Raw genomic sequence first — 11,678 nt, 5'->3', positions numbered from 1 at the left:
CTTCGGCTATGATAAGCGCTTTGATTCAGTCGGCCTACCCAGGCCGTGCACCCCGTATTCAAGGATCCTATGAGCAAGCCCACTGCCGACACCGCTCCCAACGCCGCTGCCAAAGGCGCTCCCGCCATCCCTGCGAACTTCCTGCGTCCGATCGTGCAGGCAGACCTGGACTCGGGCAAGCACAGCAGCATCGTCACCCGTTTCCCGCCAGAGCCCAACGGTTACCTGCACATCGGCCATGCCAAGTCGATCTGCGTGAACTTCGGCCTGGCCCAGGAATTCGGTGGGGCCTGTCACCTGCGTTTCGATGACACCAACCCGGCCAAAGAGGACCAGGAGTACATCGACGCGATCCAGAGCGACATCAAGTGGCTGGGCTTCGAGTGGACCGGCCCGGTGCGCTACGCTTCGCAATATTTCGACCAGTTGCACGACTGGGCGGTCGAGCTGATCAAGGCCGGCAAGGCCTACGTCTGCGACCTGACCCCGGAGCAGGCCAAGGAATACCGTGGCAACCTGACCACCCCTGGCCAGAACAGCCCGTTCCGCGAGCGCTCGGTTGCAGACAACCTCGACCTGTTCGCGCGCATGAAAGCCGGTGAGTTCAAGGATGGCGAGCGCGTGCTGCGGGCCAAGATCGACATGGCCTCGCCGAACATGAACCTGCGCGACCCGATCCTCTACCGCATTCGTCATGCCCATCACCACCAGACCGGTGATGCCTGGTGCATCTACCCCAACTACGACTTCACCCACGGTCAGTCGGATGCCATCGAAGGCATCACCCACTCGATCTGCACCCTCGAGTTCGAAGGCCATCGCCCGCTCTACGAGTGGTTCCTCGACAACCTGCCGGTGCCGGCCAAGCCGCGCCAGTACGAGTTCAGCCGCCTGAACCTGAACTACACCATCACCAGCAAGCGCAAGCTCAAGCAACTGGTCGATGAGCAGCACGTCAACGGCTGGGACGACCCGCGCATGTCGACCCTGTCGGGTTTCCGCCGTCGCGGCTACACCCCGGCGTCGATCCGCAACTTCTGCGAAATGGTCGGTACCAACCGCTCCGACGGCGTGGTCGACATGTCGATGCTCGAATTCAGCATCCGTGACGACCTTGACCGCACCGCGCCACGCGCCATGTGTGTGCTGCGCCCGCTGAAAGTGGTCATTACCAATTACCCGGAAGGCCAGGTCGAGAACCTCGAACTGCCGCGCCACCCCAAAGAAGACATGGGCGTGCGCGCACTGCCATTCGCCCGCGAAATCTACATCGACCGCGACGACTTCATGGAAGAGCCGCCCAAGGGCTACAAGCGCCTGGAGCCGGCCGGTGAAGTGCGCCTGCGCGGCAGCTACGTGATCCGTGCCGACGAGGCGATCAAGGACGCCGACGGCAACATCGTCGAGCTGCGCTGCTCGTACGACCCCGACACCCTGGGCAAAAACCCTGAAGGCCGCAAGGTCAAGGGCGTGATCCACTGGGTGCCGGCCGCGGCCAGCGTCGAATGCGAAGTGCGCCTGTACGACCGCCTGTTCCGCTCGGCCAACCCCGAGAAGACCGAAGATGGCGGCAACTTCCTTGACAACATCAATCCTGATTCGCTGCAGGTGCTGACGGGTTGTCGTGCGGAACCTTCCCTGGGCCAGGCCCAGCCAGAAGACCGCTTCCAGTTCGAGCGCGAAGGCTACTTCTGCGCCGACCTGAAAGACTCCCAGCCGGGTCGCCCGGTGTTCAACCGCACCGTGACCCTGCGCGATTCGTGGGGCAGCTAAGGAACTCTCGTGCTTACCATCTACAACACGCTCAGCAAGACCAAGGAAGTCTTCAAACCGCTTGAAGGCAACAAGGTGCGGATGTACGTCTGCGGCATGACCGTCTACGACTTCTGCCACCTGGGCCACGGGCGCAGTATGGTCGCCTTCGACCTGGTGACCCGCTGGCTGCGTTACAGCGGCTACGACCTGACCTATGTGCGCAACATTACCGACATCGATGACAAGATCATCAACCGGGCCAACGAAAACGGCGAAAGCTTCGACGCCCTGACCGCCCGCATGATCGACGCGATGCACGAAGACGAGCGCCGCCTGAACATCCTGCCGCCGGACCAGGAGCCGCGTGCCACCGACCATATCGCCGGCATGCACGCGATGATCCAGACCCTGATCGACAAGGGCTATGCCTACGCGCCGGGCAACGGCGACGTGTACTACCGGGTCGGCAAGTTCGTCGGCTACGGCAAGCTGTCGCGCAAGAAGATCGAAGACCTGCGCATCGGCGCCCGCATCGAGGTCGACGAAGCCAAGCAGGACCCGCTCGACTTCGTCCTCTGGAAGGGCGTCAAGCCGGGCGAGCCGAGCTGGGAATCGCCCTGGGGCGCGGGTCGTCCGGGCTGGCACATCGAGTGCTCGGTGATGTCCACCTGCTGCCTGGGCGAGAGCTTCGACATTCACGGCGGTGGCAACGACCTGGAGTTCCCGCACCACGAGAACGAAATCGCCCAGAGCGAGGCCGCCACCGGCAAGCAGTACGCCAATTCGTGGATGCACTGCGGCATGATTCGCATCAATGGCGAGAAGATGTCCAAGTCCTTGAACAACTTCTTCACCATTCGCGACGTGCTCGACAAGTATCACCCGGAGGTGGTGCGCTACCTGCTGGTGTCGAGCCACTACCGCAGCTCGATCAACTACTCCGAAGACAGCCTGCGCGAGTCCAAGGGTGCCCTCGAGCGCTTCTACCACGCCCTGCGCGGCTTGCCACGGGTGGCGGCTGCAGGTGGCGAGGAGTACGTCGAGCGCTTCACCGCGGCGATGAACGACGACTTCGGCACCCCTGAAGCCTGCGCCGTGCTGTTCGACCTGGTGCGCGAGATCAACCGCCTGCGCGAGAACGATCCACAGGCCGCTGCCGGCCTGGCCGGTCGCCTGCGCGAACTGGGTGATCTGCTCGGTGTGCTGCAACTGGACGCCGATGACTTCCTGCGTGCCGGCGCCGAAGGCAAGGTCGACGCCGCCGAGGTTGAAGCCTTGATCCAGGCGCGCCTGCAAGCGCGTGCCGACAAGAACTGGGCCGAATCCGACCGCATCCGCGACCAGCTGACCGCCATGGGCGTGGTGCTGGAAGACGGCAAGGGCGGCACGACCTGGCGCCTGGCTGACTAAGCAATCGCGGGTCAAGCCCGCTCCCACAGAAGACTGCAATCCTCTGTGGGAGCGGGCTTGCCCCGCGATGAGGCTCTAACTGACTACACCCGTCCTGCAGTGCAACACCAGTTTCGCCCCACCCAGCTCACTCTCGCCGACCTCCAGTTCAAAGCCATGCAGGTCAACGATCGCCGCCACAATCGACAGGCCCAGCCCGAACCCCGGGTGACGCTGGCCTTCCTCACTGCGATAAAAGCGCTTCAACACCGCCCCACGCTCGTCCACGGGAATCCCCGGGCCGCTGTCGTGCACCTCGATATGCAAGCCCTTGGCATCGCTCAACGCGCGCATCAGCACCTGGCCCTGGGCCGGGGTGAACTTGATCGCGTTGCCGACCAGGTTGGCCAGCGCCTCGAACAGCAACTCGCGATCACCGTGCAGCGCCGGCAATTGCTCGGGCATTTCCAGCGTTAGTCCAATCTCGCCGTCTTCGGCCAGCGGCAGGTAGAAGTCGTGCAGCTCCTGCAGCAGCCCGTGCGGGTCAAGCTCGACAAAGCCTGCGCGGCGCTGGCGGTCTTCCAGCTCGCTGATGCGCAGCAACCCGCGAAAGCGCGCCATCAGCGTGTCGGTTTCGCCAATCGCCTGTTCCAGTGCTTCGGCCTGCGGCGAATCATCGCCGGCCTGCTGGCGGATGCGGTAGAGCTGGGCGCGCAGGCGGGTCAGCGGGGTGCGCAGGTCGTGGGCGATGTTGTCACAGACGCCTTTGACTTCATGCATCAGGCGCTCGATGCGGTCGAGCATGGCGTTGACGATGGCCGCCAGCATGTCCAGCTCGTCGCGCCGCGCCGACAACGGCAGGCGCCGGGTCAGGTCGCCGGAAACAATCTGCTCGGCGCTGGCCTGAATCGCGCGGATACGCTTGAGCGGCCTGCGCCGCAGCAGGTACCAGCCGGCGATGCCGGGAATGATGGTCAGCGACAGGCCCCAGAGCAGGGCGTGGAGGATGATCCGGGTGACCACGAACAGCGAGCCGTTGTCGCGCACCAGCACCAGCCAGCGGCCATCGCGGACCTTGATCGCCACTGCATCGCAGCTGTCACGGGGCAGGTGCGGGTCGTCGGCGTCCAGGCAGCGGCTCAGTTCGTGGATCTTGCCGTCCAGGCCGAGTTCGGGCGGGATCTGGCGAACCTGCCCGCCGAGCGCATTGAACTGCGCGTCGAACAGCCCATAGGCATCAAAACTGCGCTCTTCGAAGGCCTGGCTGGCAATCAGCGCATCATCGAGCTGCTTGCCGCTCATGTGCGCGAACAGGTGCTGGCGCTGCAGCAGGGAGTGGCGGGTGAGCTTGTTCAGGTAGCCTGATACCTCGAAGTACAGCACCCCCATGAGGATGCTGCTCCAGGCCACGAACAGAAAGCTGTACAGCGCCAGCAGGCGGCTGGTGGACGAGCTCCAGCCCTTAGACGGGTTCGGCAATGGCATAGCCCGAGCCCCGCACGGTGCGAATCAGCGGTGTCTGGCCGGCGGCGTCGATCTTCTTGCGCAAGCGTCCGATGTGCACGTCGATCAGGTTGGTGCCCGGGTCGAAGTGATAGCCCCAGACTTCCTCGAAAATCATCATCCGGGTAATCACCTGGCCAGCGTGACGCATGAGAAATTCCAGCAGCTTGTACTCGGTGGGCAGCAGGTTGAGGGTCTGCTCGCCGCGCTTGGCCTCGTGGCTGATCAAATCCAGCTCAAGGTCGGCAACCTGCAGGCGGGTCTGCGCCAGCGGCACGCTGTTGCGGCGCAACAGCACCTCGACGCGGGCGGCCATTTCATCGGAGGCGAATGGCTTGGTCAGGTAGTCATCACCGCCGGCGCGCAGGCCACGGACCCGTTCGTCGACATCCGAAAGGGCGCTGATCATCAGGATCGGCGTGGCGATCTTCAGGGTGCGCAGGGTGGTGACGATGGTCAGGCCGTCGACTTCCGGCAGCATCCGGTCCAGGGTGATCAGGTCGTAGCCACCGGCAATCGCCTTGGCCAGGCCTTCACGGCCGTTGTCGGCCCAATCCACTTCCAGGCCATGGCTGGAAAGCTCGGCGACGATCTCCTGGGCGGTGACAGCGTCGTCTTCGATAGTCAGTACGCGGGGCATGCTTTTACCTGGGCGGCGGGTAGAGACTTGATTGTGCCAAAGAATAGGCGGTGCCCGGGTTAAAGAAAAATTCATCTAGGGGGGAGAGCATCGCGGGTCAAGTCGAGTCGCCTTGACCCGCGATGGCGGTTCAGCGCATCAGGCGACCTTGACGATCCAGCCCGCCGGGCCTTCGATGTCGCCGCTCTGGATACCGGTCAGCTCGTTGTAGAGCTTCTGGGTAACCGGGCCAACCTCGCTTTCGCTGTAGAACACGTGCAGCTTGTCGCCGTACTGGATGCCGCCGATCGGGGTGATTACCGCAGCGGTACCGCAAGCGCCGGCTTCGACGAAGCGGTCCAGGTTGTTGATCAGCACGTCGCCTTCGATGACCTTCAGGCCCAGGCGCGATTGCGCCAGTTCCATCAGCGACAGGCGGGTAATGCCCGGCAGCACGGAGGCCGACTTCGGTGTGATGAACTCGTTGTTGGCGGTGATGCCGAAGAAGTTGGCCGAGCCGACTTCCTCGATCTTGGTGTGGGTCAGCGGGTCAAGGTAGATGCAGTCGGCAAAGCCGGCTTGCTTGGCCTTGTAGCCCGGTTGCAGGCTGGCCGCGTAGTTGCCGCCGACCTTGGCAGCGCCGGTGCCTTGTGGCGCGGCGCGGTCGTAGTCGGAAATCAGGAACTTGTGCGGGGTCATGCCGCCCTTGAAGTACGAGCCGACCGGGATGGCGAAGATCGAGAAGATGAACTCCGGCGCGGTCCGCACGCCGATGTTGTCGCCCACGCCGATGACGAACGGACGCAGGTACAGCGCACCTTTGCCATACGGCGGAATGAAACGCTCGTTGGCCTTGACCACTTGCTTGCAGGCGTCGATGAACTGTTCGGTCGGCACCTGCGGCATCAGCAGGCGGTCGCAGCTGCGCTGCATGCGCAGGGCGTTCTGGTCCGGGCGGAACAGGTTGATCGAGCCGTCCTTGCAGCGGTAGGCCTTCATCCCCTCGAAGCATTGCTGGCCATAATGCAGCGCGGTCGAGCCTTCGCTGATGTGCAGCTGGTTGTCTTCGGTCAGGGTGCCCTTGTCCCACTCGCCGTTACGGAAATAGGACAGGTAGCGCTTGTCGGTCTTGATGTAGTCGAAGCCCAGCTTGTCCCAGTTAATGCTTTCGTTACTCATGGCACCCTCGATTCGGTTGCAGATGCCTGCTCAGGCAGGCGGTTCTTATTGCGCACTCGGCCACGATAATACATCCCGTGCAGATCGGGAACGCCCAGTCATAGATTGGACCTTGGTCGCAGTGAAAATCTTCAGCCACCGAGCTGGCGCAGCAGTGCCAGACGCATGCCGAAGCCGATCAGCAGGGTGCCGAACACGCGGTTCTGCAGTTTCTGCTTCCAGGGGCTGGCGGCCAGCCAGCGCCCCAGGCGATCGCCACTCAGGGCATAGAGCCCGTCAAAACCCAGGCCGACCACCACCAGCACCGTGCCGAGCACGGCAAACTGCTGGCCGACCGCAGCGCCGTGCGGGTCGATGAACTGCGGCAACAGCACCGAGCAGAACAGCAGCGCCTTGGGGTTGAGCAGGTTGGTCAACAGGCCCTGGCGCAATGCCGCCTGCCAGTGCCCGCGCTGCTGCACCCCGCTGTGACGCGGCGGCAGCGGCGCAACCGGGGCGCAGAGCAATTGCCAGCCGAGCCAGGCCAGGTAAATACCGCCGGCAATGCTCAGCAGGTCAAACGCCCAGGGGTGGCTGCGTAGCAGGGCGGCCAGGCCCAATGCCGCGAGGCTTACGTGCGCCGCGCGGGCCAGGGCCAGGCCCAAGGCGGTCACCAGGGCCTGGCGCTTGCCCTGGCTGGCGCCGGTATTAAGCAGCAGGAACATGTCCGGGCCGGGCACCAGGTAGACCACCAGCAAGGCGGCGCAAAACAGGCTGTATTGAGACATGACGGGCTCCTGCGCAAATAACGGGACGAGAAAATTCTAAGCGCGAAAGGCCTGGCAGGTGCTTGCGATTGTTGCGTGTTTGCCCGGGTGTATTGCTATAAACTGCCACGATCTACCGTTCAGAATTAAGATCATGCCAAAACTCACCCTCGACGCTTTTGATCGCAAGATTCTCGAAGCTTTGCAGCGCAATGCCCGCCTGAGCAATGTCGAGCTGGCTGAAGCCATTGGCCTGTCGCCGTCGCCGTGCCTGCGCCGGGTGCGTCTGCTGGAAGAGGCGGGGCTGATCAAGGGCTACGCCGCGCAACTGGACCGCGATGAAGTCGGCCTGGGCCTGACCGTGTTCGTCGGGGTCAAGGTCGAGCGCCACCACGAGCCAGCCGCCCAGGCCTTTCAGCAGGCGGTGCTGGCGCTACCGCAGGTAATTGCCGCGCACCTGGTGTCTGGCGAGTCGGACTTCCTTTTGCAAGTGGTGGTGCCGGACCTGCGCAGCTACGAGCGCTTTCTCATCGACACCTTGCTCAAATTGCCCGGCGTCAGCGATATCCGCAGCAACTTCGCCATCCAGACCGTCAAGGCGCACGGCCCGTTGCCGCTGGATCACCTGGGCCTGGCCGAGGAAAACAAGCGTTGACCGCTGCTTGGCCCGGGCGCATTATCGAGCTATGAAGATTTGCCTGCTGACCTCGTCGCGTACCACTACCACCGCTATACGCGGGGCGGGTACGGCTGCTTGACCTTAGGCAGCAGGTAATCCAAGGCCCCGCCAGCAATGGACGGGGCCTTGTCTTTTCTCCGTCCGGGCTGGCCAATCACACGGAGATGAAGATGCAAGCAAAACGCGCACTGCTGGTCCTGGATATGCAAGTGGGTTTGTTCCACGGCCCCGAACAACCCTGGCAGGGTGAGCAGGTGCTCAACCGGATCAACAGCCTGATCGGCGCTGCGCATAACACCCAGGCACCGGTTTTTGCGGTTCGCCACACCGGGCCCGAAGGTTCGCCGATTGCCGCCGGCAGCCCCGCGTGGCAGTTGTTGCCGGCCCTGGCGATTGATCCCGCACGCGACACGGTCTTCGATAAAACCCGGCCCAGTGCCTTCTTTGCTACCTCGCTGGCCGATCAACTGCGTGAAGCCGCTATCGATGAACTGGTCATCGTCGGCCTCAAGACCCAGTACTGCGTCGACACCAACTGCCGGGTTGCCCGCGAGCTTGGCTTCAACGTCGTACTGGTCAGTGATGCCCACACCTGCATGGACACCCCAGGCTTGCCCGCCGAGGCGATCATCGCCCACCACAACCTGACCCTGGGCGGCGCCTTTGCCCGCCTGCAATCAAGCGCGGATGTGCAGTTCTGAGCCCTCGCCCAGTTGCAGGTAGCCGTCCAGCTCTAGTTGCTGCATGAACACCCGGTCGTGGGACGCAACCAGCAAGGTCCCGCGATACTGGCGCAGCATGGCTTCAAGGGCAGCGAGGGAGGGCAGGTCGAGGTAGTTGCTCGGCTCGTCAAGCAACAGCAGGCCCACCGGGGTGTCGCGGTACAGCACCCCGGCCAGGGTTGCCTTGAGCCGTTCGCCGCCGCTGAGCACGCCGCTGGGCAAACTGATGCGCTCGGCGCCCAGGCCCAGTTGCGCCAGGCGCGTACGCAGCAGGCTTTCATCCGGGTTGGCGCTGGCGCTGCGCAGGTAGTGGAGCACCGATTGCCCGGCGGGCAGCAGGCTGCAGTGCTGGTCGAGCAAGGCGACTTCGCTGCGTACTTCACACGTCCCCGCGACCGGCGCCAATTGCCCGGCCAGTACCTTGAGCAAGGTGGATTTACCGCTGCCATTGGCGCCGACCAGGCCCAGGCGTTCGCCGCTATACAGGCTGAGATCGACCAGGCCTTGGTGGGCGAAGGGTAATTGCAGGTCTTGAAATACGACTACCTGACTGCCGCTCGGTTGTAGCGGCGCGGGCGCATGGATCACGATCGGGCAGGCAGATTCAACCTGCTGCGCCGCATCGCGCACCTGTGCGTTAAGCGCCTGGCGCGCCGCCTGATGATCACGCTGCTGCTTGCCGGCAGTGGTTTCACTGCGTTGCTGCTGGCGGTCGAGAAGGATCTTCGCCTGGTTGGCCGAACGCGCAGCCTTGCTGGCGCGTGACTGCTGGCGCTGCAGGCGCTCGCGCTGTTGCTGCAGCTCGCGGGCCTGGCGCTGGCGTTCGAGCTTGAGGCGTTCCAGGGTGCGTTCGGCCTGCTCGGTCTGCGCGCTTTTGCACTGGGCGTAGACGCTGTAATTACCGCCGTAGCTGCTCAGGCCCAGGGGCGAGAGTTCGACGATGCGCTCCATGCGCTCAAGCAGCGCGCGGTCATGACTGATCACCAGCAGGCCCTTGTTCCAGCCCTCGAGCAGGGTCATCAGCGCCTCGCGGCTGGTGGCGTCCAGATGGTTGCTGGGTTCGTCGAGAATCAGGTAATCGGCATCACTGACAAAGGCCCCGAGCAGCGCCACGCGCATCGCCTGGCCACCGCTCAGCGCCGCTGCACAGTGCGTCCAGTTCAGTTGCCCCAGGCCATGCAGATCAAGCTGCGCCTGCAGGCGTTCGCGAATGTCCCAGCGCTCGCCGACGCAATCGAAGTCCGCGTCTTGGGTGCTGCCGGCCTCAATGCGCAGCAAGGCATCGATCACCTCGCGTACCTGAGCCAGGTCCGCCACCGTGGCATCGGCATCGGCCAGATGCTGACCCACATAGTGCACCCGGCCACGACGCAAACAGCGGCCTTCGCTGGGCGGCAAGCGCCCGGCCAAAACCTGCGCCAGCAACGACTTGCCCACGCCATTGCGACCGACCAGGCCGGTGCGGCGCTGGTCGAAGGTCTCGACAAGATCGGAAAACAAAAGCCGGCCATCCGGCAAGGCCAGGGTGACGCTGTCCAGCGTCAGGATCGACGTATTCGTCATGCAAAACTCCAAGAAATGCCCGCGACGTCCCCCGCAAAGGGGCTGAAGACTGGCCGTCGCAAAGACGGCGGCATTAATGGCGCATTGGACGAATACCTCGGGGAGATGGGGGAGGGGACAGCTTAGGGCGCAGAGCGGTGCGGGTAAAGAGCTATTCAGTCGGTGTATTGAAGATACTCACTCATTCGTCAGGTTGAAACTTGCGGCGTCCGATGATCAGCGTCGTACCTGCGCAGAATACGAGCACAGGCACTAGGAACAGATCCATTGCCTCCCAATAGCTACCACCCGGTTTGAACAGTAAAGTAATACCGGCAGCCCATAGGAACAACCCTAGCCATTTACGAATCAGGTAGGGCTTCAGGCAGTGATCCAGAAAGGCGATGAGGATCAACGCGTAACATAGCTGGGTAACTTCAGACATGATGTGTGCTCTGCTCAGCCATGCTCTAGGTACTTGCGTCGTGTCATGAAAAGCGCACCGCCGGCTCCAGATATGCAGATGGCGATGAATTCGATGTCCAATGAACCTGCCCGGGTAGGGAGCAGGTAGCTGGCAATCGTGCCGCCGAAAAACAGTACGATGCCACAGCGCTTTCGTAGGCGATAAGGTTTGACTAAGAAGTACAGCAGGTAAAATAGAATCAAGAGGATTGTGTACTGAAGATACTCATTCATGGGGCCAGACCTGCGGTCGGTATGATTATCGAATCAGCTGAAAATTGTGGGCCGATGCCCCCGTCAACACGAGCCTCAATGCTTATGATCAGGTTCCGCGATCACTCTCCGTAACAACGAACTTGGAAACATAGAAAACTATTCCGTGAGGACCGGCGTACTCATAGGTTTTTTCTATCTGCACAACAACCCTCCCTGTGTAATACAGACGTGCCAGGCGCACCTCATCATTGACGTGCAGGGATAGATGCCCATATCAATTTCGGGCGTTTGCCGTATTGCTCCGGCATGAAGGTAGGACCGATCCCAAATTAGCGGATGACGGTCTGTCGAAGAGGCTCGCTCATTCGCCCCGTTGAAACTTTCGACGTCCCTTGACCAGAGTCATGCCCGCGAATAGTACGAACAAAGGGAACAGTTTCAGATTCAACTCATGCCAATAGAGGCTGCCCGGCACAAACTGCAATGTAACGGCGGCTATCATCAACGCCAGGCCCAGCCATTTGCGGAGTAAATAGGGTTTCAGGCAATGATCCATAAATGAAATCAGGATCAGTGCGTAGCACAGTTGGGTAACGTCAGACACGAGTGGCACTCAAGCGTCCTCATCGAATCGATTACGTCTGAAGAACAACTCCACGCCACCGAGAATCGCAAAAAGTGCAATAAGGTGCAGGTCGACGCCGAGCCAGTAGCTGCCTTCCAACGTGAATCTACCGATAAGGCCGCCGAGCAATAACGTCAGGCTTAACCATTTTCGGAGTGTGCTGGGTTTGAGCCGGCGCTCGACCACAACAAAGATGAAGAAGGCGATGAATAGCTGGCTGAATTCTGCCATGGCGTCT

The 11,678-nt window shown here is 62.3% G+C and carries 13 protein-coding genes; 4 read left to right on the top strand and 9 right to left on the bottom strand.

Going from position 1 to position 11,678, the window contains the following annotated elements; all coding sequences use genetic code 11:
* Positions 1 to 69 precede the first annotated feature (69 nt).
* Positions 70 to 1,773, top strand: a complete 1,704-nt coding sequence (locus UB48_RS05405; RefSeq protein WP_045194697.1) for a glutamine--tRNA ligase/YqeY domain fusion protein — start codon at positions 70 to 72, stop codon at positions 1,771 to 1,773.
* Between the two features lie 9 nt (positions 1,774 to 1,782).
* The gene (gene cysS / locus UB48_RS05400; RefSeq protein WP_045194695.1) at positions 1,783 to 3,165 is read left to right on the top strand and encodes a cysteine--tRNA ligase; all 1,383 of its coding nucleotides are present in this window, start codon (positions 1,783 to 1,785) and stop codon (positions 3,163 to 3,165) included.
* Positions 3,166 to 3,240: 75 nt separating this feature from the next.
* Here cysS and UB48_RS05395 read toward each other — a convergent pair whose 3' ends face one another.
* The 4 genes from UB48_RS05395 to UB48_RS05380 form a co-directional block, all read right to left on the bottom strand.
* The gene (locus UB48_RS05395; protein ID WP_045194693.1) at positions 3,241 to 4,629 is read right to left on the bottom strand and encodes a HAMP domain-containing sensor histidine kinase; all 1,389 of its coding nucleotides are present in this window, start codon (positions 4,627 to 4,629) and stop codon (positions 3,241 to 3,243) included.
* Complete coding sequence (locus tag UB48_RS05390; RefSeq protein WP_045194691.1) at positions 4,607 to 5,287, bottom strand: response regulator transcription factor; 681 nt, start codon at positions 5,285 to 5,287, stop codon at positions 4,607 to 4,609. The genes UB48_RS05395 and UB48_RS05390 overlap by 23 nt, the downstream gene beginning before the upstream one ends.
* Before the next feature lie 138 nt (positions 5,288 to 5,425).
* On the bottom strand, positions 5,426 to 6,445 hold the full coding sequence (locus UB48_RS05385) for a branched-chain amino acid aminotransferase (RefSeq protein ID WP_045194689.1): 1,020 nt from the start codon (positions 6,443 to 6,445) through the stop codon (positions 5,426 to 5,428).
* Between the two features lie 131 nt (positions 6,446 to 6,576).
* Positions 6,577 to 7,212: a LysE family translocator gene (locus UB48_RS05380; RefSeq protein ID WP_045194687.1), complete on the bottom strand. Its 636-nt coding sequence runs from the start codon at positions 7,210 to 7,212 to the stop codon at positions 6,577 to 6,579.
* Positions 7,213 to 7,345: 133 nt separating this feature from the next.
* Here UB48_RS05380 and UB48_RS05375 point away from each other — a divergent pair, with 133 nt between their 5' ends.
* Both UB48_RS05375 and UB48_RS05370 read left to right on the top strand, forming a co-directional pair.
* Positions 7,346 to 7,846: an Lrp/AsnC family transcriptional regulator gene (locus UB48_RS05375; RefSeq protein ID WP_045194685.1), complete on the top strand. Its 501-nt coding sequence runs from the start codon at positions 7,346 to 7,348 to the stop codon at positions 7,844 to 7,846.
* 194 nt (positions 7,847 to 8,040) lie between these two features.
* The gene (locus tag UB48_RS05370; RefSeq protein WP_156160174.1) at positions 8,041 to 8,571 is read left to right on the top strand and encodes a cysteine hydrolase family protein; all 531 of its coding nucleotides are present in this window, start codon (positions 8,041 to 8,043) and stop codon (positions 8,569 to 8,571) included.
* On the opposite strand, the gene UB48_RS05365 is transcribed toward UB48_RS05370, so the two are convergent.
* The 5 genes from UB48_RS05365 to UB48_RS05345 all read right to left on the bottom strand — a co-directional run bounded on the left by UB48_RS05365 (position 8,548) and on the right by UB48_RS05345 (position 11,671).
* A complete protein-coding gene (locus UB48_RS05365) occupies positions 8,548 to 10,155 on the bottom strand; it encodes an ABC-F family ATP-binding cassette domain-containing protein (RefSeq protein WP_045194680.1) in 1,608 nt (535 codons plus the stop codon). The two genes, UB48_RS05370 and UB48_RS05365, sit on opposite strands and share 24 nt — an antisense overlap.
* Before the next feature lie 181 nt (positions 10,156 to 10,336).
* Positions 10,337 to 10,579: a hypothetical protein gene (locus tag UB48_RS05360; RefSeq protein ID WP_045194678.1), complete on the bottom strand. Its 243-nt coding sequence runs from the start codon at positions 10,577 to 10,579 to the stop codon at positions 10,337 to 10,339.
* Between the two features lie 14 nt (positions 10,580 to 10,593).
* Entirely contained in the window at positions 10,594 to 10,833 is a 240-nt protein-coding gene (locus tag UB48_RS05355) for a hypothetical protein (protein WP_045194676.1), read from the bottom strand.
* 343 nt (positions 10,834 to 11,176) lie between these two features.
* A complete protein-coding gene (locus UB48_RS05350; RefSeq protein WP_045195710.1) occupies positions 11,177 to 11,419 on the bottom strand; it encodes a hypothetical protein in 243 nt (80 codons plus the stop codon).
* A 9-nt stretch (positions 11,420 to 11,428) separates the two neighbouring features.
* Entirely contained in the window at positions 11,429 to 11,671 is a 243-nt protein-coding gene (locus UB48_RS05345) for a hypothetical protein (RefSeq protein WP_045194674.1), read from the bottom strand.
* Positions 11,672 to 11,678 lie beyond the last annotated feature (7 nt).

This window comes from Pseudomonas sp. 2(2015) (assembly GCF_000955865.1).
Lineage (GTDB): Bacteria > Pseudomonadota > Gammaproteobacteria > Pseudomonadales > Pseudomonadaceae > Aquipseudomonas.
Note: the sequence above shows the minus strand (reverse complement) of the source record. Positions and strands in the feature narration are given on the sequence as shown.